The 21310-nt window shown below is 68.7% G+C and carries 20 protein-coding genes and 2 pseudogenes; 8 read left to right on the top strand and 14 right to left on the bottom strand.

Annotation, left to right across the window (positions count from 1 at the left end; genetic code table 11):
* Positions 1-105: 105 nt before the first annotated feature.
* The 3 genes from ABD378_RS20705 to ABD378_RS20695 form a co-directional block, all read right to left on the bottom strand.
* Complete coding sequence (locus tag ABD378_RS20705) at positions 106-714, bottom strand: hypothetical protein (RefSeq protein ID WP_344522412.1); 609 nt, start codon at positions 712-714, stop codon at positions 106-108.
* A 109-nt stretch (positions 715-823) separates the two neighbouring features.
* Positions 824-1603, bottom strand: coding sequence for a class I SAM-dependent methyltransferase (locus tag ABD378_RS20700; RefSeq protein ID WP_344522411.1), 780 nt, complete (start codon positions 1601-1603; stop codon positions 824-826).
* 74 nt (positions 1604-1677) lie between these two features.
* Positions 1678-2109 carry a hypothetical protein gene (locus ABD378_RS20695; RefSeq protein ID WP_344522410.1) on the bottom strand — a complete coding sequence of 144 codons (432 nt, stop codon included), beginning with the start codon at positions 2107-2109 and terminating at the stop codon, positions 1678-1680.
* Positions 2110-2281: 172 nt separating this feature from the next.
* Here ABD378_RS20695 and ABD378_RS20690 point away from each other — a divergent pair, with 172 nt between their 5' ends.
* Both ABD378_RS20690 and ABD378_RS20685 read left to right on the top strand, forming a co-directional pair.
* Positions 2282-3028 (top strand): DUF1838 family protein, encoded by a 747-nt coding sequence (locus tag ABD378_RS20690; RefSeq protein WP_344522409.1) that lies wholly within the window; start codon positions 2282-2284, stop codon positions 3026-3028.
* 66 nt (positions 3029-3094) lie between these two features.
* Positions 3095-4066, top strand: coding sequence for an NAD(P)H-dependent flavin oxidoreductase (locus ABD378_RS20685; protein WP_344522408.1), 972 nt, complete (start codon positions 3095-3097; stop codon positions 4064-4066).
* Positions 4067-4147: 81 nt separating this feature from the next.
* On the opposite strand, the gene ABD378_RS20680 is transcribed toward ABD378_RS20685, so the two are convergent.
* Positions 4148-4891, bottom strand: a complete 744-nt coding sequence (locus tag ABD378_RS20680; protein ID WP_344522407.1) for a class I SAM-dependent methyltransferase — start codon at positions 4889-4891, stop codon at positions 4148-4150.
* 297 nt (positions 4892-5188) lie between these two features.
* Between ABD378_RS20680 and ABD378_RS20675 the strand changes: the two genes are divergently transcribed.
* Positions 5189-5380: a hypothetical protein gene (locus ABD378_RS20675; RefSeq protein ID WP_344522406.1), complete on the top strand. Its 192-nt coding sequence runs from the start codon at positions 5189-5191 to the stop codon at positions 5378-5380.
* On the opposite strand, the gene ABD378_RS20670 is transcribed toward ABD378_RS20675, so the two are convergent.
* Positions 5367-6359: a BtrH N-terminal domain-containing protein gene (locus ABD378_RS20670; RefSeq protein WP_344522405.1), complete on the bottom strand. Its 993-nt coding sequence runs from the start codon at positions 6357-6359 to the stop codon at positions 5367-5369. The genes ABD378_RS20675 and ABD378_RS20670 overlap by 14 nt on opposite strands.
* A 169-nt stretch (positions 6360-6528) precedes the next feature.
* Positions 6529-6759, bottom strand: coding sequence for a chaplin (locus tag ABD378_RS20665; RefSeq protein ID WP_344522404.1), 231 nt, complete (start codon positions 6757-6759; stop codon positions 6529-6531).
* A gap of 343 nt (positions 6760-7102) precedes the next feature.
* On the opposite strand from ABD378_RS20665, the gene ABD378_RS20660 reads away from it, so the two are divergent.
* Positions 7103-8056, top strand: coding sequence for an SDR family NAD(P)-dependent oxidoreductase (locus tag ABD378_RS20660; protein ID WP_344522403.1), 954 nt, complete (start codon positions 7103-7105; stop codon positions 8054-8056).
* Positions 8057-8064: 8 nt separating this feature from the next.
* Here the strand turns inward: ABD378_RS20660 and ABD378_RS20655 are convergent, their stop codons facing one another.
* The 3 genes from ABD378_RS20655 to ABD378_RS20645 are packed head-to-tail and all read right to left on the bottom strand — an operon-like array spanning position 8065 to position 10674.
* Positions 8065-8436 carry an iron chaperone gene (locus tag ABD378_RS20655; RefSeq protein WP_344522402.1) on the bottom strand — a complete coding sequence of 124 codons (372 nt, stop codon included), beginning with the start codon at positions 8434-8436 and terminating at the stop codon, positions 8065-8067.
* Positions 8437-8494: 58 nt separating this feature from the next.
* Positions 8495-9604: a beta propeller repeat protein gene (locus ABD378_RS20650; RefSeq protein ID WP_344522401.1), complete on the bottom strand. Its 1110-nt coding sequence runs from the start codon at positions 9602-9604 to the stop codon at positions 8495-8497.
* Between the two features lie 2 nt (positions 9605-9606).
* The gene (locus ABD378_RS20645) at positions 9607-10674 is read right to left on the bottom strand and encodes a hypothetical protein (protein WP_344522400.1); all 1068 of its coding nucleotides are present in this window, start codon (positions 10672-10674) and stop codon (positions 9607-9609) included.
* Positions 10675-10851: 177 nt separating this feature from the next.
* Here ABD378_RS20645 and ABD378_RS20640 point away from each other — a divergent pair, with 177 nt between their 5' ends.
* The gene (locus tag ABD378_RS20640; protein ID WP_344522399.1) at positions 10852-12147 is read left to right on the top strand and encodes an MFS transporter; all 1296 of its coding nucleotides are present in this window, start codon (positions 10852-10854) and stop codon (positions 12145-12147) included.
* A gap of 78 nt (positions 12148-12225) precedes the next feature.
* Here ABD378_RS20640 and ABD378_RS20635 read toward each other — a convergent pair whose 3' ends face one another.
* Entirely contained in the window at positions 12226-12858 is a 633-nt protein-coding gene (locus ABD378_RS20635; protein WP_344522398.1) for a TetR/AcrR family transcriptional regulator, read from the bottom strand.
* A gap of 174 nt (positions 12859-13032) precedes the next feature.
* Here ABD378_RS20635 and ABD378_RS20630 point away from each other — a divergent pair, with 174 nt between their 5' ends.
* Together ABD378_RS20630 and ABD378_RS20625 are read left to right on the top strand one after the other, a co-directional pair.
* Positions 13033-14430 (top strand): MFS transporter, encoded by a 1398-nt coding sequence (locus ABD378_RS20630; RefSeq protein WP_344522397.1) that lies wholly within the window; start codon positions 13033-13035, stop codon positions 14428-14430.
* Positions 14427-15632, top strand: coding sequence for an FAD-dependent monooxygenase (locus ABD378_RS20625; protein ID WP_344522396.1), 1206 nt, complete (start codon positions 14427-14429; stop codon positions 15630-15632). The genes ABD378_RS20630 and ABD378_RS20625 overlap by 4 nt, the downstream gene beginning before the upstream one ends.
* Positions 15633-16032: 400 nt before the next feature.
* On the opposite strand, the pseudogene ABD378_RS20620 reads toward ABD378_RS20625, so the two are convergent.
* The 4 genes and pseudogenes from ABD378_RS20620 to ABD378_RS20605 form a co-directional block, all read right to left on the bottom strand.
* Positions 16033-17520, bottom strand: a pseudogene (locus ABD378_RS20620) (ATP-binding response regulator); the annotation flags it as partial.
* Positions 17521-17652: 132 nt separating this feature from the next.
* Positions 17653-19437: pseudogene (locus ABD378_RS20615) on the bottom strand (nSTAND1 domain-containing NTPase); the annotation flags it as partial.
* Positions 19438-19442: 5 nt separating this feature from the next.
* Positions 19443-19760: a CU044_2847 family protein gene (locus ABD378_RS20610; RefSeq protein WP_344522395.1), complete on the bottom strand. Its 318-nt coding sequence runs from the start codon at positions 19758-19760 to the stop codon at positions 19443-19445.
* Between the two features lie 149 nt (positions 19761-19909).
* A complete protein-coding gene (locus tag ABD378_RS20605) occupies positions 19910-20470 on the bottom strand; it encodes a TetR/AcrR family transcriptional regulator (protein ID WP_344522394.1) in 561 nt (186 codons plus the stop codon).
* A gap of 117 nt (positions 20471-20587) precedes the next feature.
* On the opposite strand from ABD378_RS20605, the gene ABD378_RS20600 reads away from it, so the two are divergent.
* A complete protein-coding gene (locus ABD378_RS20600) occupies positions 20588-21274 on the top strand; it encodes an SDR family oxidoreductase (RefSeq protein WP_344522393.1) in 687 nt (228 codons plus the stop codon).
* Positions 21275-21310: the final 36 nt, after the last annotated feature.

Below are 21310 nucleotides of genomic sequence, written 5' to 3'. Positions count from 1 at the left end.
GGGAGGCACTGACAACGCCGCTTTGATGCGGCATCACCTGCCATGGCCCGGCGCCGCGTTCGGCACGGCGTCTCCGGCGGGCTGGAGTGTTGGAGTACTGAAGTACTAGGGACGCTGCAGAGCTCCGTCAGGATGATCCAGTGCACCCCTCGCCGCCTCGGCGAACGCCGCGATTTCCCTCTTCACGAAGACCAACTGCCCGGCAAGGTCAGTCGGCAGGCCAGGGAAATCTGGCCTGCCCGGGAGCCCGCGCCGTCCCACCTCGTCCCATGTCAGCCGCATGATCTCAGGGTCGCCTTGTTGCAGTACGAGGGCTGACCAGTGGGAGAGCACGTCCAGCAACGCCTCGGCCCGCTCGCTCACCTCTGCGGGCCCTTCCAGGCGCACGATGCTGTAGCAGTCGTGGGTTTGCTTGAGCGCGGCCCCAACATCGCGCAGCTCAGCAGCAAACTCAGCCGCAGACTCAGGAGTGGGCGGCAGGCCTGCCTTGGCACCCACCTTGGCCAACGTGTCGTACCAGCCATTGACCGCCGTGAGATAGGCGGCAAACGCATCCCGGCGGACCTGGCGACGCCACTGGACGTGCTGTCCGCGATTCTGACTCCTGCCGGTCACCCTGGCGGCACGCACCGCTCCGGTAGCGCCCAACGCGGCGCCCACCACCGCAGCCGCAGCGCCGACAAGTGCCACACCCCCCGCATCCATGCCGATCATTCTGCCAGCCGTCGGCGAGCCCGCGCGGGCTTTCGTGATCAACCATGCTGCGAGCGGTTCACGCGAACTTCGGGGCTTCGGCCCGCTGTCCGTCTGGTAGTTGGCCGGTTCACAGCCGCCGGGCGCGCAGTACGCCGGTCAGCATCGGGAGAGTGAACTCGCCGCGGGCGGTCTCCGGCCGGCTCGCGAGGAAAGCGCGGATCCGGCCCAGCGTGGCCTCTTGTTGCTGCTCCGGCATGACCAGCACACCCGCGCGCGTCGCGATGGTCGAGACGAGAGAGTCGGCGGTGCGGCGCTGCCCGTGCGGGAACACCTCCTGCTCCGCCGAGCCGAACCGGGCGGCCACGCCGGCTCTTGGAAGGTGCATGTCCGCCGTCTCGGCGCGCCAGCTGGTGGGTGTGTCACGCGGGCCGATGGCTGCGCTCCCGCTGATCCGCGCGAGCCCGGCAACCCACTCGACCTGGTCGTCCATGACGTTCCACAGACCGGCCAGGATGCCGCCGGGTGTGAGGACCCTGGAGATCTCGGGTCCCGCGACGGCCATGTCGAACCAGTGCATGGCGTTGCCGGCCACCACGGCATCGACGGACGCGTCCGGCAGTGGAATCGCCTCGGCACTGCCCGACAGGGCACGGGCAGCGGGCAGCGAGCGGCGCAGTTCGGTCAGCATCGCCGGGTCGGGCTCGACTGCAATGACCTCGGCCCCCAGCGCGACCAGCGTGGCGGTCAGCTTGCCGGTTCCGGCGCCGAGGTCGAGCACACGCGGGCCGGGCGCGTGCTCGAGCGCCCATTGCACCGCGGCCTGCGCGTAGTTGGGACGGTGTTCGGCGTACGCGACTGCCGCTGCGCCGAACGACGAGGAATGAAGCGCCCGTTCACCCTGATCCATCCAACAACCCTATGGGTGCCGCCGACGGTCGGCCACCCCGCGCCGACCTGACGAGGGATCAGGAATGGTCAAGGCTAGAGCTGATCTCGCCACCAGGGGGTGTCGGGGGAGTGGGCACGGATGACTTTGGCTCGCTTCAGGATCGTGCGGTCGAGCTCCCGCACGAGCTGTCGTAGTTCTCGTGACGACTTCTTCGGCAGGGCATGCATGACCTCTTCGAGGTGATCGCGTGCGTAGCCGGGGTCGCACCCGCACTCAGGGATTCCGCACCGGGAGGACGTGAAGGGATCCGCCATCTGTCTCAGCGGACCATGGGCCAGAGTCGCCCAGTGCCTGAAGGCCTTGGCGGTGTCTCCGGGGCAGAAGCGCGCGAGTTCCAGTCGCCGGAGGGCGGCCACGCAGGAGCCCGAAAGACGGTTGATCGGCGGGTAGGCGTAGCGGAAGTAGTAGCGCGAGCGGGGAACGGGCAGCTCGCTCCGCACTGCGGACGGGCGCCTACGCGGCATTGCCCTTTCGGTTGTGATTCATGTCCGTAAGGTACCGCCCGCACGGTCGATGATCCAGAGCCTGCACGCTCCACCACCTTGCCGGGCCGGGCAAGGCGTCCGTCCGGCCGTTTCCGGCCCGGTCGCGGGGTTGCCCGAACGGCCAGGACGGCAGTCGCGCAGAGTACTCCGTATGACGACACCCGCAGAGCTGCTCCGCTCCTTCGCCCGCACCCGGGCCTCGCTCGACGGCGAGGAGGTCACGTACTGGTGGTCCGGAGACGTGTACTCCTGGGCCCCCGACGAGCCCTACCAGCGCGTCTTCGGTTTCGAAGGGATCAACGTCGCCCGCCTTGCGCGGGAGCCGGAAGGCGGCCCGGACTCCTACCAACTGCTCACCCGCGAAGCCGCCTTCTACCTGGACCCCGTCACGCGCGAGATCCTGGAAACCTGGCAGGACCTGCCGGTGGTGCACATCTGGAACGACCCGGCGAACCAGAAGTGGCGCCCCTTCCCGATACCGACGACCGACCTCGGCGGACAGGTCTGCTTCAGCCTGGAAATCCCGCTTGCCTACCCCTCGCCGCTGCCGGTGGCGCAGTACCCCCTCCATTCGGCCGGCGACACGTACAAGGCCCTGGAACTCTTCCAGTTCTTCGCCGACCGCGCCGACCTGGCAGGACCGGCGCCCAGCGTCCCGGCCACCATGTCGTGGACCCGGATGTCCCAGTGGCTCCCGTGGATGGCCCGCGGCCAGCGGCCCGGTGGCCTCACCTATCACTGCCGGGGTCGCAAGCTCGGCTCGTACGCCGAGGTCCCCGAGCGCACCCGTGCCTATATCGCCGACCACCACCCGGAGTTCGCCCAGGCCCCGGAGAAGTGGAGCGAGCCGAACGAGACCAGCTGGACGTACTTCCGCAAGCTCAACCCGCCGAAGTAGGCGGCGGGCGCCGAGCTTCCCTGTAGGTGACGTGATGTGACGTGACGCTGGTCGGTGGCCACAGCCATGATGGCGGGCATGACATTGTCGACGGCATTCACCAAGCTGTTCGGTGTGCGGCATCCGATCGCGCTGGCGCCGATGGGGGGTTCGGCCGGTGGTGATCTGGCGGCGGCCGTCTCGCGCGGCGGCGGGCTCGGGCTGCTGGGCTCAGGGAACGGCGACGCGGACTGGTTGGCCCGTGAGCTGCCCATCGTGAGCCGGGGCAACGGGCCCTGGGGTGTCGGCTTGTTGACCTGGGCGATCGATACCGGCTCGGTCGAGCGAGTATTGGAGCATGGCCCCAGAGCGGTGATGTTGTCTTTTGGGGACCCGAGCCCATTCGTCGAGCGCATCCGCCGGGCCGGCCCGGCACTGATCGTTCAGGTCACCGATCTGGAGGAGGCGCGGCAGGCGGTGGACCTGGGCGCCGACGTCATCGTGGCGCAGGGCACCGAAAGCGGTGGACACGGCGCCCGACAGGGGCGGTCCACCTTGCCGTTCGTGCCGATGGTGGTGGACCTGGCGGCACCTGTGCCGGTGCTCGCGGCCGGCGGGATCGCCGATGGGCGCGGCGTGGCCGCGGCCCTGGCCCTGGGGGCCTCGGGGGCCCTCATCGGCACCCGCTTCCAGGCCACGGCTGAGGCCCTGGTTCCCCCGTCGATCGCCACCGCGATCGTCGAGGGACGCGGACAGGACACCGAGCGCAACCGCGTCCTGGACATCGCCCGCGGCTCCCAGTGGCCCTCGCGGTACACCGCTCGCACCCTGGGCCATCGCTACCTCGACCAATGGCGAGGCAGGGAAGCCGAACTCGCCGCGGATCCCCAGGCCCAACGGGCGTATCAAGAAGACGTGGTACGAGGCGAGGTGACCCCGCTGCCGGTATGGGCGGGCGAGGCGGTCGACCTCATCACGGACCTGCCCCCCGCCGCCGATCTCGTGGCCGCCCTGGCCGAGCAGGCCGAAGACGCCCTGAAGCGGGCGGGACGACACTGACCGTGCACCCCGGCGGCCGGCAACGCCCTCCCCAGTGCGACCCTCAGGACGGGCGAAGCCGCCGGGGTGCAGGGTCGGCCGTCAGGCACGGCAACGCAGCATCTCCAGCGGGGGATTGGCGTGGAAGTCCGCCCAGTGGCCCGCACCGAACTCGCGCACGCCGGCTTCCGAAACCGTCAGCGGCACCCAGGTCAGGTCACTGAATCCGGCCGCCTGAAGGCACTTCTCGTAGACCTCGCGGCGCGGCAGGTTGGCGACGAACGAGACCGGTGCCGGGTCGAGCAGCGCCGTGATCTTCACCTGCGGTCCCGTCTCGCCTTCCTCGCCGGTGAGTTCGCTACGGAAGCCGTACTTGTCCGGGCCCGGCCCGTCGAATCGGAAGGCAGGCGACTGGTTGAGCACGAACAGCTCGCCGCCCGCCTTCATGTTCCGGTGGATGTTGCGGCACATGCGTTCCGTGGTGGCGATGTCCGGGGCGTAGCTGAGCATCTGGACGGCCAGAGCGATGTCGAAGCGCGCACCGAGCGGCCGCAGTTGGGCGACGTCACCGACCTCATAGCGCACACCCAGAGGATCGCGATCCTCCAACTGCCGTGCCACGGCGACCATCTCGCCGGAGATGTCGACACCGAGGGTGTCGGTGGCGCCGCGCCGCTTGAACTCCCTGCTGTAGAAGCCGGTGCCGGAGGCCAGGTCGAGGACCGACTTGCCGCGCACGTCGCCGACCATCGCCAGGAAGCTGGGCACTACCGCGAACTGCTCCAACGGCAGGGCCTTGAACCCCTCGTACGCCTCACCGATCTCGTCGTACTGCTGCGCGCTCATGGTGCTGTACTCCTTCGGTATGCCCTTGGCCGCGGCCCCGTCGCCGGGGCATGCCGCGGCTCTTGGTCGGCAGTCTCTACGGGCCACGGCGGACCTCCGCACTGGTAGAAGCTACGAAGATCCGGGCATCGTCCCGGCTCGACGCACAAGGCCGCGGCACCAACCGGTCCGCAACCGGTCCGCAACCGGTCCGCAACCGGTCTGTCTGTCCGACTGCGGCCGCCATCGCGACGTGTCGTCGCGCCGTCCGCGGGTACCTGCTCCGGCCAAGAGCCGAACGGCCAAGGAGGAGACATCGTGAGTGATCGGATACCGGCCTCCCCCGGCGAGGACAGCACGCCTGTTCCCAGGGACCCACCGGACCAGCAGGCGACGGACGAGCAGGACCCCTGGGACCTGGACGTGGGCAACGCCGACGAGGGCAGCCGCGACAGCGGCAAGGCGGCCGAGGTACCCGACAGGGGATCAAGCTCCCCTAGAGCATGCTGAGTGCCCGCATCGCATCGCGTTCGATGCGCGAGATCTCGTGGAGGACGGACCCGGCCTGCGCGAGGGTCTTCGCGTCGCTCGCGTCGCCGGATTCCCCTGCTGCCGCGATGAGTGCGGACACCTGTGTCCAGAGGGTGGCGGCTTCGGAGTACAGGCTGTGGCCCGTACGCAGGTGGCTGCTGTCGATCAGCTGGGCGGATTCGGCGAGGAAGTCCCGGTAGAGATTGCGGAACAGGGCGCCGCCGGTGCCGGCCCGCTCCATGAGGACGGCGGCCCGTGGCAGGTCCTCTCGCGGATTGTCGCTGCGCCGCAGCCACTTCGGTACTTGCTCGGCGGTCTTCTCGATGCCCCGGTGGCCCAGGTTCGCGATGGGCGGCTTCAGGAAGGCGTCGGCGCAGGTCTTGATGGCGGGGATGATCCGGTCCTGCGGTGACGTCAGGCCGCTGGGTGCCGTGATGGTGAAGGAGCGGTGCCTGGCGGTCATGGGGCCGCGCTCGGCCCTGGCCCTGGCCAGGCCGGTGAGGCTGGTCGAGACGGCTCCGCCCTGCGGCTCGGTGTCCACCAGGTAGGCGTCGTGTTCGTCGTAGCCGTACATGGCCACGACGTGTCCGCCGAAGTGCACCTTGGTGCTGAAGTAGTCCAGGTGATAGCTGTCGAGCTGAAGGCCGACCGGCCGACCGGCGTCGATGGGTGCCTTGACGTTCTGCCATGCCTTGCGCGGGGAGGTGGTTTCCCCGATCAGCAGCTCGAGCCCGAGTGCGGCGGCCAGGTTCCTGGTGAGCTCGAACGGCTTGACCCGGCCTCCAAGGAAGGGGAAGCCCATGCCTTTGCTGTCCCAGTAGATGAAGGACAGCCCGGAGCCGAGCCCGAACAGCATGGGCTCGGACAGGTCGAGCCCCTCATGCCGCAACAGCACGCCAAGCGCCGTCGTCTCGCAGTGCTGCCTACCGCGGACATCGATGTCCTTCACCATGGCCATGCCGCTCATTCTCCTCCCTCACCAAACGGCAGCGTCGGAAGAGGGCGTGCCGGTCCACCAGGCTCAGCGCCAGCAAAAGATAAGCGGGTGTGCCGCCGAAGGGAACATCGGCGGCACACCCGCTCAGACCGTGTGGAACCAGCTGGCTCTTACGGTGCGGTACGCCTGGTCAGCTGTTGACGCAGGTGTTGCCGAAGGCCGGGTTGAGCAGGCCGATGATGTCGACGGTGTTGCCGCACACGTTGACCGGGATGTGAAGCGGGACCTGGACCTGGTTGCCCGAGATCACGCCCGGCGAGCCCACGGCAGCACCCTGGGCACCGGCGTCAGCGGACGCGAGACCGGCAGCGCCCATCACGAGACCACCAGTGGCCAGCGCCACGCTCATCGTCTTCTTCATGGCAGACATACTTCTTTCTCTCTGGGTTCAATCAGCTGAAAGGCGCCAAGCCAGCCTCAACACGACAGCACGCGGCCGGAGCACCCCGCTCTTTGGCGCCTGAGCTGGTCAACGCCCGTGCCGGGCTCCGGACACGCTGGTTCCCCCGAATGCCGAATCGGGCGGGGGCGTCCCGTCCGCCATGGCAGTCCCGCCGACCGGCACCGCGTCGGCGGGATGTCGGTCGTCCGGCGGGGCTGTCGGTGATCCACCGGCGATGTGTCGGTGGCCGCTGGAACAGTGAGTGTCGAGTTGGTCGGCGAAGCAGCCCCGGCCGCCCTCAACAGCAAGGAGCCCCGTCGCCATGTCGTCCACGCCCTCCACCAACCTGCCCTGGGACGTCCGACGGCTGCCGCGTGCCGATGACGCGGTCTTTCTGGTCACCGGCGGCAACGCAGGCATCGGGTACTTCGTCGCGGAGCAGCTGTCGGCGACCGGAGCGACCGTCGTACTCGGCAGCCGGAATCCCGGGAAGGCCGAGGTCGCCATGGCCTCGATCCGTGAGCGTGTCGCCGGCGCACGGGTGCGGGCCATACGGCTGGACCTCGCCGACCTCTCGTCACTCGCATCAGCGGTGGAAGCACTGGAGGTGGAACGCCTCGACGCCGTGGTCCACAACGCCGGTGTCGCGCTTGACGACCCGCCGCGCACGGAGACCGGCGACGGCCACGAGCTCATGTTCGGCACGAACCACCTCGGGCACTTCGCGTTGACCCATTGGCTGATGCCGCTGCTGTCGGCTGCGCCGACGGCCCGCATCGTGACCATGGGCAGCTTCGCGGCGAAGTCCGAGCGGCTCGACCTGGACGACCTGCAGTCCCGGAAGGACTACCGGCCCAAGCGCACTTACGGACGTTCCAAGTTGGCGCAGATGTACTTCGGCGTCGAACTCGACCGCCGCCTGCGCGCTGTCGACAGCACGGTGGCGAGCGTGGTGGCCCATCCCGGCGGCGGGCTGGACTCCCTCACACCGTCACGGCCGCCGGTCCATGCGCGCACTGCCGGCGCACGGCTGAGGGCGGCGCCCGCGGCGCTCCTGCTCCAGGGCAAGCACGCGGGCGCGTGGCCCGCGGTCCGGGCGGTGCTCGACCCTGCCGTGCGTGGAGGCCAGGTGTGGGGACCGCGCGTCTTCGGCCTGCGCGGCGAGCCCCGACGCGTACCGGTGTGGGACCACCTCGCCGACACCTACGTCGCGGCGCGGCTGTGGGACGCCAGCCGTGACCTGACCGGCGTCGACATCGGCACCCTTCCCGGATAGCACGGCCGTCACATCCACAGCACGCCGTCGTCCTCGTGCTCGCGCACACGGAAGGCAATCATCTGCCGCAGCAGGTCGCCGGGCACCGGTTGGCCGTACGGGAGCTTGACCGAGCCCTTGCCGGTGGCGAAGTCGGCGAGGGCGGCGTCGAACGCCTCGCGGGTGCTGGGGGTGAACGCGACGTTCGCGTGCTTCGCGTGGCCGCTGACCATGAACAGGATCGTCCCGGACGGGTGAACCCACGCGGGATGGCCCCACTTGATCGCCTCGCTCGCCGCGGGTACCGCATCGAGGGCCAGCGCCCGTACCTGCTCAAGCACCTCGCGGCCCTGCCCCGCGAAGCCCTCGATGTACTCATCGATCGTCTGCGGCTTTCCCATGCTGCCAGTGTGGCACTGCCCACCCTTCTTGGCTTCGGACGGAGCCCCGTTCGTCAGCTCAGCCGAACCGCAGGATGCGCGGGGCGAAGGTGCCTTCGGGACCGTCGGCGCGGCCGACCGACCACACCGTCTCCGTGCCCGGCACCGGCGCCAGCCGCAGCGCCGAGGATTCGCCCTCGCCGGCCACCGCCGGTTCGCTGTGCCCGGTGAACGACTGGCCGTTCCAGGCAAGGAAATCCGGTCCGGGGACGAACGGCGGCCAGCTGCCCGGCGGGCCGTACTTCTGCGAGCGGGCCACCGCGACCCAGCCGAGCTCGCCGGACGCGGTGGGCGCCAGTGAGCTGATCGAGCCGAAGTCGGTGGGCACGGTGACGCGGTTCCATGCCTGCCCGTCGAAGCGGACCAGCAGGGGCGGAATCGGCTTGCCGACCGGGCCGCCGACGAATCCGGCCGTGCCGCCCGCCCACACCTCCGTCGGTGAGACCGCGAGCACACTGCTCACGGCCGACCGCGGGAATCCGTCCACGATCGTCTGCTGCCACGCCTGCCCGTCCCAATGCGAGACGGCCGCACCGGAGTTGGTGTCGCCCGCGGCCCAGACGTCGTCGGATGCCAGGATGTGCAGGCCGTACACGGCTCCCGGCGGCACCGGTACGTCCCGCCAGCCGCTCCCGTCCCGGCGCAGCAACACCTGCGCACCGTCCCGCGAACCGATCAGCCAGGTCTCACCGCCGCCGGCGACGACTTTGGTCAGTACGACACCGCGCGGTGGCCTGCTCTCGTTCCAGACCTTGCCGTCGTGGCGGAGGAGGCGGGCGCCGCCCGTCGAGTCGCGGCCGACGGCCCAGACCGCGTTCGGTGAGGTCGCGGCGACGGACAGCAGCACTCCCTGCCAGCGGACGCCGGGCAGGTTCTGGCGCTGCCACGCCGTGCCGTCCCAGCGCAGCATCAGCGGGAAGCCCGGCGCCTCGCGGCCGACGGCGTCGGAACCCACCGCCCACGCACGGTCGGGCCCGAACGCCACGGCCTCGTTCAGCCCGGCCTGTGGGCGTACCTGTGCCGGGACCGGAACGTGTTGCCAGGACCGGGTCTCCGCCGCGGCCGATGCCATGACGGCCATGAAGGCCATGGCGAAAGCGAGGGCAGTGACGAGAAGTCTCCGTGCCATGGTCAGCCTCCCAGCCGCTCGCTCATCAGGTTTGGTTTCGAGCCGTAGATCTCGACGGTCCCGAAGGACAGCAGTGAGGACCCGGCCTTCGTCAGCGCACGCGGTTTGACGTCGATCGCGTTCGTGCGCTCAGGGCCGTAGGCGAAGGTGGTGCGGCGGCCGTCCACCCGTGCGTACTTCGACTGGAACGCGCGGTCGCTGCGCACCGGCAGCCACAGCGCGCCGTCCGCGCCGCGCACCATGGCCTCCGTGTAGGTGTCGCCCAGCGGTGGGTAAGTGGTGTGCCAGGCGCGCCCGTTCCAGGTCATCAGGTAGGTGCGGGCCACGCCGTCGGTGTACTGGCTGCCGCCGATCGTGACCCGGCCGGATGGTTCGAGCAGGGTCGTGTGCACGTTGCTGTTCGGCGGCAGCGGCACCTTCGCGTCCCGCCACGCCGTGCCGTCCCAGCGGAGGATGGCGGTCCCGGTGGTGGTGTCCGCCCAGGCCCAGGCGTCGGTAGCAGTACGCGCGGTGATCCCCATCAGGTACAGCACTCCGTCCGGGGCGGCCTGCGTGGTCCAGCCGGAACCGTCGTAGTGCAACACCTTCAGCCCGGTGTCGTCCTCACCGACCACCCACGCGGCACCTGGTACGGCGGTGAAGTCCTGGTAGGTCCACAGGGTCTGCGGCAGCGGGACGGCGCTCCACCCTCCCGCCGACCGGCGCAGGATCTCTCCCGCCCCTTCGCGGTTGTGGAAGATCCACACCTCCTTGCCGACGAACTGCACCTTGCCGAGCCAGCCCAGTTCGCCGGCGCCGGGGAAGGTCGTGTCCCGGCTCCACGCCGTGCCGTCCCACCGGTACAACATCGGCCGCAGTCCATCGGCGGCGTGTTCGTACCCGGTCGCCCACGCCTCGCCCGGCCCGCGGGCGGCGAGATCGGACACCGTCACGGGAGGGGCCGCCGCAGGCACCGGCAGCGCCGACCAACTCGGCTGCACAGCCGCGGTGGGCGTCACAGCCGCGGCCGGCGACACGACCGCGGCACACGCGAGCACAAGGCAGAAAATGACCGCACGGAGACCGTTCACGAGACCCCCAAGAGCGCGAAGGTCGCACAGGCTATGGGCGTTCACCCACCCGTGAACAGACGGCATCCGGCCGATCACAGGCCACTCTGGATGCCCGTTCTTTCACATGTAGATGCCGGAGACACGGACTGACGGCCCGTGATCTAATCGCTGCGGCCATCGCGAGAAGGGCGGGGCGTGTCTACACGTGATGCGCGCAAAGACGCGACAGCGGCAGCGGACGGGACGGAACAGGACCCTCCTGGTTTATGGGCCAACCCCAACTACCGGATATTTCTGGCCATCCAGACCCTGTCTGCCCTCGGTGACTCCTTCTCGTACGTGGCGATCCCACTCCTCGTTCTGCACAGCACCGGTTCGGTCGTGCAGATGGGCCTCGTCACAGGTCTGACCGGCGTCGCCTCAATCGTCACCGGGTTGTTCGCCGGTGTGATCGTCGACCGTGTGGACCGCCGTCGACTTCTCATGGTGGCTGACGGGGCACGTTGCCTGCTCTTCGCTCTCATCCCGCTGGCCTGGCTCTTCGCTACGCCGATGTGGCTGGTCTACGTGGTCGTCCCGGCCGCCGGCGTCTTCATGATGCTGTTCAATGTGGCTTACGTGACGGTTGTTCCCGCCATTGTCGCGCGCAGCCAGATCACCAGAGCCAACGGCCATCTGTTCGGTACCTACGCGGCCGCCAGTGCCGGCGGTCCGGCACTGGCAGGCTTCATCGCCTCCGCCGTCGGCCCCGCCGCGGCCATCGGCGTCGATGCTGCCACCTTCGCCTTCTCGGCCATCGGCATTCTCTTCGTGAAGATCCGTCCTGACCGGCAGGCCGACACTCCTGATGCGGCCGAACGCGCCGGTGTGCGACGGGAATTCCTGGCCGGCATACGGTTCTTGTGGGCCCATCCGGTGCTGCGCCCCCTGACCGTGCTGCTCTCGCTGCTGACCTTCCTCACGTACGGGCTGACTGACCTCCTCATCTTCCGGGTCAAGGAGGACCTCGGACACCCGGACAGCACCGTCGGCTACGTCCTGACCGCCGGGACGCTCGGCACATGTCTGGCGTCCTTCGCTGTCGCGCGTGTCCGCGAACGCCTCGGGTTCGGCACCAGCTGGATCGGGGCCTTCGTCCTGGGCGGTACCGCTGTGCTGTGCCTGGGACTGTCGGAGAGCGTCCTGGTGGTCGGTGCGCTCGCCGCCGCGATGCTGTTCTTCTGCACCAGCATCGCGGGAACCTGCTCCATGTCGCTGCGCCAGGAGGTGACCCCCAGCCATCTCCTGGGGCGGGTCACCGCTGCGTTCTGGACGACGCATTCGGCACTCGGCCCGCTGGGGGCCGCCGCTGTCACGACTGCGGCGGCCGGGGTCGGTGTTACCGCTACGTGCCTGGGCATCGGCGTCAGCGTGGTGTGCATCGCCCTGGCCGGAACACTGACCGGAATCGCGCGGAGTCGTCCTGGACGCCCGGCGGAACAGGAAGTGTGATTCCGGTTCAGGGCGGCCACACGGTTGGTCCTTTGGAACGTGGGCTGACGGTCACTGCCCTTTCGTGCTGCCCCAGCCCTACGCGGTTCGGTATGCCCGGAGAAACGTCCGCACTCCCTCGACGACGAGTGGCCGGACGCGGGTGTCCTCCGCGGCATTCGCGGAACCGAGCCTGTCCAGCGCGACGCCGAAGGTCAGCGCGATGAACTGGTCGGCCGCGAGCCGGGGGTCGGGGACGTCGAGCAGACCGGCCGCGGCGAAGGCGGCGAACCGCTCGGCAATCGCCTCGTCGGGGGTGTCGGCCATGGAGTTGTAGCCCCGATGCGGAAGGTGGCCGGATTCCGCCCGGACCAGCCGTTGCAGCGTTGCGTACTCCGCCGAGCCGAGCATGTCGGTCGAGATGCGCATCGAGAACGTGACCAGAGCGTCTTCGAGGTCGGCGCCCTCCGTGCGGTCGCTGAGGGTGTCGTCCAGGGTGCGCCGGATCGTGGTGATCATTGACTGGCCGACGGCGTCGACGACTGCTTGCAGCAGCGTCTTCTTGTCGCCGAAGTAGTCATAGACCGTCCGCTTGGACACCTCGGCGCGGGCGGCGACAGCGTCGACGCTTGACCGGTCGAAGCCGTCGGCGAGGAACAGTTCCCGGGCGGCCGAGAGGATGGCGGCCCGCTTCGGCGTGGACCCCTCGCGCAGTGTCTTCGTGGTCGGCATGGGCACATCTTAACTGTCCTACACTGCACGGTGTAGTGTAATGCTGTGCATGCGACAACTCGGTTGCCGCTTCCCCGAGTTCACCCCGCCGGACGACCTCGGACCTGTCCACCAAGCACACCGCGCCCCCCGGGCCGACTCCTGACTCGCCCGGCAACGACGGAAAGGACGTCCATGACCGCAACTCTGGCTCCCCCGGTCCGCATCGGGAAACCCGCTGTCTGGGCCCTCGGCCTGCTGGCAGTCTCCACCGGTGCCCTGGAGTCGGTGGTGGCGCCGACGCTCCCGCTCCTGCAACGCGAGCTGGACATGAGCCGCGCCGAAGGGGGATTACTCAGCATCGTGCTCGCCATCACCGGCGCGCTCATCACGCCGGTCGCAGGCAAGTTCGGCGACCGCTACGGCGGAAAACGGGTCCTGATCCGGCTGATGGCGGTGGTGTCGGCCGGTGGCCTGGTGTCAGCGCTGGCGCCGAACCTGCCCGTGCTGCTGCTCGGCCAGGTACTGCAGGGGGCGATGGTGGGCGCGCTGCCCCTGTCGTTCATCCTGGTGCGCGAACACCTCCCCGATGGAGATTCGAAGGTGGCCATCGGGGTGGTCAGCGGGTTGTTCGTGGGTGGCGGGATGGCGGGAATGCTGTCGGCCGGGCCCGTGGCCGAAGGGCTGTCCCGGCACTGGATGTTCGCGTTGCCGACGATCGCGGTCATCGGGGCCACTGTGTCGGTGAACAGGCTGATGCCGGATGACACGCCGCGCCGGTCGGACGACGCCGGCGTCGACTGGCTCGGCCTGGGTCTCTTGAGCGGGACGCTGGTCACGCTCATGCTCGTGCTGGCGCTTGCGCCCGACATCGCATCGCAGCCACTCGTGCTCGGCGCCCTCATCGTGCTTCTGGCCGCCTTCGTGACCGGATGGATAGCCGTCGAGCGTCGTGCGGCCTCGCCGATGATCGATCTGCGCATGCTGGCGCGGCCCGCGATATGGAAGTCGTGTGTGCTGACGTTCGTGATCTGCCTCGGTACCGCGATGGCGGTCTATCTCGTCCCGCAGTTGTTCGATGTGTCCGCCGACGGGTACGGCTTCGGGGCCAGCGCCACCGAGATCGGCTTCTACCTGCTGCCCGGCACCGTGGCCGCGACGCTGGCCGGGCCGATCAGCGGGATCGGGGCGCGGCGTTTCGGTTCGCGTGCCATGGCCACCGCCGGGATCGTCATCATGGCCGCCGCCCTGATCTCCCTGGCAGCCGTGCACACCGAGGTCTGGCACCTCGTCATCGGCAAGATGATGATCGCGCTCGCCAACGGCCTGTGCGTCACGGCGATGGTGACAAGCACCGCCACATCCGTCGATCAAGGTGACACCGGCATCGCCACCAGCCTGGTCCTCGTGACCCGCGTGCTCGGCATGGCCGTGGGTTCGCAGATGGGTGCTGCCCTCCTCGGCGCCGGGACCCCTTCCGGGTCGAACGTCCCAGCCGAATCAGCCTTCGTGACCGGGTTCGTCATAGCCGGCGTCGTCACCGCGCTGGCCCTGCTTGTCGCCCGCACCATGAGCAAAGGAGTCAAGGAATGACCCACACCGATCAGTTGAGGGGCATCCGTACCAAGCCGAGGCGCGAGGTCCTCATATCCGGGGCCAGCATCGCGGGGCCCGCCCTCGCGTTCTGGCTGAACCGCCACGGATTCGCGGTCACGGTGGTCGAGAAGGCGGGCACACTTCGTGACGGTGGTTACCCCATTGACGTGCGTGGCACCGCACTTGAGGTCGTCCGGAGGATGGGAATCCTGCCGCGACTGCGGGACGCGCACATCGACCTGCGCCGGCTGACCTTCCTCGACGGGGACGGCAGCGAGGTGGCCTCGGTCAACCCGCACACCGTCACCGGCGGTGTCGCGGGACAGGATCTCGAGGTGCGGCGCGGGGATCTGACCAACGCTCTCCACACGGCGGTCCGTGATGACGTGGAGTTCTTGTTCAACGACTCCATCGACACCCTCGACCAGTCCGGCCACGGGGTCGACGTCACCTTCCGCGGGGGCAGCAGGCGTACGTTCGACATGGTGTTCGGCGCGGACGGTCTGCACTCACGCACCCGCGAGTTCCTGTTCGGCCCCGAAGAGCAGTTCCACCGGTATCTCGGCTACTGCTTCGCCGGGTTCACCATGCGCAACACTTTCGGGCTCTCCCACGAGCTCATGATGTGGAACACCCCGGGCAGGGCCGCGGCACTGTACGCCGTGGGGGACAACGACGACGTGCACGCCTTCTTGAACTTCGCCCACCCTGAACCGCCGTTCGACGCGTTCAGGAGCCCGGACGCCCAACGGGACCTGGTCGCCGCGGTCTTCGCCGACGCGGGATGGGAGGTCCCGGGCATGCTTGCCGCCATGCACGACGCGGACGACCTGTTCTTCGACGGGGTCAGCCAGATCCGCATGCCCCGCTGGTCCAGCGGCAGGGTGGCGCTGGTGGGCGACGCCGCGTACGCACCCTCGTTCCTTACCGGACAGGGCTCCAGCCTTGCGCTCGTCGGCGCGTACATGCTCGCCGACTCCTTGGCCGAACGGGACCACGCCGCGGGCTTCGCTGCCTACGACCGCCGTACCCGTGAGTTTGTGACCGTGAACCAGGAGCAGGTCGGCGAGGGCGATGCCACCCTCTTCCCGACCACCTCGCGGGCCCTGGAGCAGCGCAACGACATGCTGCGCAATCTCAGCGCCATGCCCTCCGCGGAGGGACGACCGGCCCATTCGGCCCTCACCCTGCCCGCATAGTGGTGTTCGAGTCCAACGCTCGACAGGCTCGGGGCGTAGAGGAAATGGGCTCGGTGAGTCCTCTCCCTGCGCCTGCCTCAAGAGGAAACTGAAGGTGGGCAGTTCCGGTCGCGCTGAGCTCCCCTACGCGACCGGACCCGCCTCAACCGTGGGACCGGTACGCGGGAACGCCGGTGCCCCGGGAGTACAGGACCGGTGGCATCGGCTGCGAGAACCAGGCGGTGCGATGCCACCGGTTCACTGGCATGGCTGCCCAGGACCGCGGCGCCGACACCGGTTGAAGCGGCACAGTTTTCGACAGGATCAGCCAAGTCGAACAGTGCTGATAGGAAGTCAGTTGCGGTCGCCTCAGCGCTTGTTGTGCTTCCGCGCGTGCTCCTACGCTCGCCTTCGTGCCGCCTCACGTCATCCAACGCCGCATCACGGAGAGCAGCTCCTCGGATTCGACTGGTTTGGTCACGTAGCCGGAAGCACCGGACTCCAGGGCCCTCTCGCGGTCGTACTTCATGGCCTTGGCGGTGAGCGCGATGATGGGGAGATCCGAGAACCGCGGCATCTTGCGGATGGCTGCGGTCGTTTCGTAACCGTCCATTTCCGGCATCATGGTGTCCATCAGTACGAGCGCCACATCATCGCCGGACTGCTCGAGGACTTCGATGCATTCCCGGCCGTTCTCGGCATACAGCACCACCAGCCCGCGGTTCTCGAACAGGACGGTGAGCGCGAACACATTGCGGATGTCGTCGTCGGCAATCAGCACACGTTCGCCGTGGAACGTGACCGGAGCGTCGGGGGAGAGGCTGCCGTCGGCGCTGGGGGACGGAGACCGGGCCGCCTCGATGCCTGCTGGGGGAGCAGGAGGCATGGCAGGCGCGGCGGCAGTGTGTGGCTGATGGAGCGGGAGGTAGAGCGTGAAGGTGGATCCGTGCCCAGGTTCGCTGCTTACGTGGATCTCGCCGCCGAGCAGTCGGGCGATCTCCCGGCTGATGGAGAGCCCAAGTCCGGTGCCGCCGTATTTGCGGCTTGTGGTGCCGTCCGCCTGCTTGAACGCCTCGAAGATCACCGGCATCTTGTCGGCCGCGATGCCGATGCCCGTGTCCGTGATCGAGAAGGCGATCAACTCGGAGTCCGCGCCCTGCAGTGAGCCTGAATCGCGCAGTTGCTCACGAATCACCATCGGCACCCGGGAGCCGGCGAACCCGATGGTCAGCTCAATGCTGCCGGAGTCGGTGAACTTGACCGCGTTGGACAGCAGATTGCGCAGCACCTGGAGCAGGCGTTGCTCATCAGTGGGCAACGTGGCGGGGAGGTCAGGAGATACGCGGATGGCGAGATGGAGACCTTTCTCCGTCGTCAGGGGACGGAACGTGGCCTCCACGTGGTCCATCAGCTGTGGCAGGACCACTTGGGTCGACGACACTTCCATCTTGCCCGCCTCGACCTTGGAGAGGTCAAGGATGTCGTTGATCAATTGGAGCAGATCCGATCCCGCGCCGTGAATGGTCTCGGCGAATTCGACCTGCTTCGGCGAGAGATTGGCCTCCGAATTGCTGGCGAGCAACTTGGCCAGGATCAGCAGGGATTGGAGCGGCGTGCGCAACTCGTGCGACATGTTCGCCAGGAACTCTGATTTGTAGCGCATGGAGTGCGCGAGTTGCTCGTTGCGCTCCTCGAGGACCTGCCGGGCCTCCTCGATCTCGATGTTCTTGACCTTGAGTTCGGCGTGGGAGGCTTGCAGGGCCTGCTGGTGGCTTTCGAGCTGCGCCGACCGTGTGCGGAGCTGCTCGGTCAACTCCTGTGACTGGCTGAGTAGTTGCTGGGTCTGCTGGTGCTTGAGTATCTCGGCGCTGCTGTGCTCGATCAGGTCGGCGACCTCGGAGGGGATATCGGGTCTGCGTTCGGCCAGCCAGTGCTGTGCCTCTGCCACGCGGGTCGCGGACAGCAGGTCCTTGTCCTTGCCTTGGGCCCGCTCCTCCACGAGCGTCAGCCATTGCTGGAAGTCGGCGTCCTCCTCCACCCAGGTGGCCAGACGACTCCACTCCCGGATCAGCGCTTCGTGCGCGATTTCGGCTGTGTCGGGGCCTTCCGGGCCCAGGATGACCAAACGGCGTTCAGGGTCGGCGAGCAACTGGGCGATCGACCAGTCGCTGTCCAGATGGGACCGGCGGGCCGTGACACGCACTGCGCTGGTGGCGCCGCCGCGGGCTCGGACCATCGTGAGGAGGGCACGTCTGATCCGGGGTTCGTCGAGGCCCAGTTGCTCGGAGAGCCAGATGTACACCTTCTCCGCATGCTGGTTCAGGGCCCCGGAGACGCCCCCCAGTCCGTGGTAACTGTCGAAGCTGATCCGACGGTTGTGCTGCATCGGCCACAACTCGGTCAGGGTGAATTCGAGCAGGGGGAGGCTGCCGGCAGCCTTACTGGCCTCGCAGGCGATCTTCTCGGCCAGGCCGGGAGTGAAAGCGACCCCGGCCAGTTGGGCCGGTTCCACGATCACGCGGGTCAAGGCGGCTTCGTCCAGTGGCGAGACATTCAGCTGACGGTCCTGCAGCCGCGGCCCCACATCAGGCAGTTCCAGGAGCTCGGGAAGGAAGTCCGAACGCAGGGTGCACACCAGTCGCACATGCGGGTCCTGGGCCGCGTCCGGGGGCGGCAGCAACTGCTGCAAATACTCCAGCGGTTTCTCGCTGTCCGACCCGCCGCTGAGGATCTCCTCGAATTGGTCACCCATCAGTGCGAGCCGTTGGCCGGTGAGCACCGCGACCCGTGATGCCACGGGCCAGAATCCCTCCTCCCGTACCGCTCGGGCTCGGTTGTCCAGCTGTTCGAGTGAGTGATCCCCACCGGGGTGTTCCAGGTCGAGCAGTGCGCGCGCGACCGACTCGTACGGCGTCACACCCGGGCGGAAGGACGCGACGTTCCATCCGTCGGTGGCGAGAGCGGGCTGCAGGCCGGCGGCGACGAGCGAGGACTTCCCGACCCCCGATGGGCCGGTGACCATGACGAAGGGCTGGGCCTTCACCATGTCGCGCAGCCGCTCGACCTCGCGTTCCCGGCCGACGAACACCCCGGACTGCGCGTCCGCGGCGGTGAAGGCCTGCAGACCGCGGTACGGACAGGGCGGCAGCACCGTGCGTCCAAGGGCTTCCGGCCAGGCGGCGGCGACTTCGGACAGCGGCACTGCGTACGCGTCCTGAGCCGCGCCGCCACGACTCGCGATGGCGAGCATGCCCACTACGGAGTCGCCCCACCGGTCGGTGGCGACGACCGGCGCTCCGCTGTACCCGGGTTGCGCCCGCAGAGCCGACTCCGCCGCGGAGTCCAGCTGGATCAGACCGCCGCCGACGGCGCCCCGGAGCACGCAGGTGCTCCAGGCCCCGTTGGCCTTCCGGTCCGGCGCACCGGCGTATCCGAACACCGACACCGCCGCGTCACTCGCCAGACCGACCCGGGCGTCCACCAGCCGGGCCGGACCTGCGCCGACCGGCAGGGTGTCACCACCCACCAGGATCAGGCCCGCGACGTCGCGCCCTGGACGCCCGGCGCCGGCCGGCGGATCCCAGGCGGCGATTCGGCAGTGCCGCAGAGGTGCGCCCTCGGCATCGCCAAGCAGCACGAACTCCACCTGAACGCGCGCCGCGTCCGAGGGGCGCTCGCGAACACCCTTGTCCCGCCCGAGCGCGGCGTTGATCACGTGGGCACAGGTGACGATGTGCTTCTCGCCGACGACGAATCCGACCCCGATGGGCGATTCCGATGTGGCGACCCGGATCTTGACGATGAGTCCCTCGCGCTGGGCATGCACGGGAATCAGCTGCTCTTCCAGACCATCCGGACGGCGAAGTTCACCTCTGCTGTTCCCTTGGCGATGATCACCCCGGTCTCGCCGCCCATCTTGAGGCCGAACTGGATCTCCGTCTCGTCGGGCTTCAACTCCCTGATGGTCTCCGCGACTTGTGCCAGAGCCGGCCTGACGCCGTCCAGGGCTTCCTGGAGCGTTGTCTGCGCCCTGCCCACCACGCCGTCTCCGGCCGCCAGTCCCAGGTCCGTGCCCAACTGTTCGGCGTCCACCTCGAATACGGCCATCTCCTCGTCGCCGTCCCCCAGCGCCATCACGAGTTCTGCCACAATGCCTCCCCTTGGAGCCGCTGCCGTCGGCGGATCACTGGTGCTCCCCACATCCTGGGGCATGCGTCGGTCGAGCCGCAGGCATACGGGAGACACCTCCGGGCCGGTGGAGTCGTCGGCGGAACATCGCGCGCCCGTGACCGGGCTCATCACATGGTGGTCGTAAGCCCTGTGTGTGCGGCGGTGAGGATCTCTTCGGAGAGCGGGGAGCCCTTGGTGGCGCGGGCCAGGACGAGGGCTCCGAGCATGGTGCACAGCCGGGTGAGGCCGTCCTGGTCCTCGGTGGCGAGGAAATCGGCGAAGTCGCCCACTCCCTCGGTGTAGACGCGATGGGCCTCGCGATCTCCGGGGTCGCGCGCCATGTCGGTGGCGAGCGCGGCGACGGGGCACCCGTCCGCCGCGCTGTCGCGGTGCTCGATCGAGAGGTAGGCGTCGATCAGCGCCTGCTGGGCGGCGTCGCGCTGTCCGGCGTGCTGCTCGAGATCGTTCTTGTGGAGCTGGGTGAGTTCGTCGAACGCGTGGGTGGTGGCTTCGTCGATGAGCGCCTCCTTGGAGGCGAACTGCTTGTAGAAGCCGCCATGGGTCAGGCCGGACGCCTTCATGAGGTCGGCGACGCTGACGTGGGTGCCCTGCTCCCGAAACAGCCGGGACGCGGTTTCCACGACCCGTCGGCGGTTCTCCTCGGCCTGTGCCTGCGATACGCGGCCCATCAGCCACCTCCCGAGTGGATGTCGATTGACATCTATCCTAGACTAGGTTTTAGATTGTCATCGTAATCTAAATCGTGCGGGCCGCTTGTCGCCCGCAACGCTGGGACGGGAGCGGACATGGAACTCAAGAACACGGTCGCGGTGGTCACGGGAGCCAACCGGGGGCTCGGGCGGCATCTGGCCGCCCAGCTCGTGGAACGCGGGGCGAAGGTGTACGCGACGGCCCGCCGCCCCGAGACGGTGGACCTGCCGGGTGTCACCCCGCTGCGATTGGACGTGACGGACGAGGAGTCGATACGGGCCGCGGCCCGCACCGCATCCGACGCGACGCTGCTGGTGAACAACGCGGGCATCTCCACCGCCACGCCCCTGATCGCGGGCGGCCTGGACGCGGTGCGTCTGGAGATGGAGACGAACTTCTTCGGTCCGCTCACCGTGACCAGGGCTTTCGCTCCCGTCATCGAGGGCAACGGCGGCGGCGCCGTACTCAACGTCCTGTCCGTCCTGTCCTGGCTGCACCCCGCCGGCCTCGGGTCCTACGCCGCCGCCAAGGCCGCGGCATGGGCGCTGACCGACGCGGCCCGCGAGGAGCTGGCGCCGCGCGGCATCGCCGTCTCGGCGCTGCACGTCGGATACATGGACACCGACATGGGCGCGGACGTCCCCGCCGACCAGAAGTCCGACCCTGCCGATGTCGCCGCACAGGCCCTGCACGGCATCGAGACGGGCCTGCCCGAGATCCTCGCCGACGAGGTCACCCGGCACGTCAAGCAGCACCTCGCCGCTGAGCCGAACGCGGCCTGAGACACACCGCCGCACCGCCGCTCTCATCGACTTCCT

The sequence above is a fragment of the Streptomyces rectiviolaceus genome (assembly GCF_039533825.1).
Lineage (GTDB): Bacteria > Actinomycetota > Actinomycetes > Streptomycetales > Streptomycetaceae > Streptomyces > Streptomyces rectiviolaceus.
The sequence above is the reverse complement of the archived record's forward strand: the minus strand, read 5'-3'. Positions and strand labels throughout refer to the sequence as shown.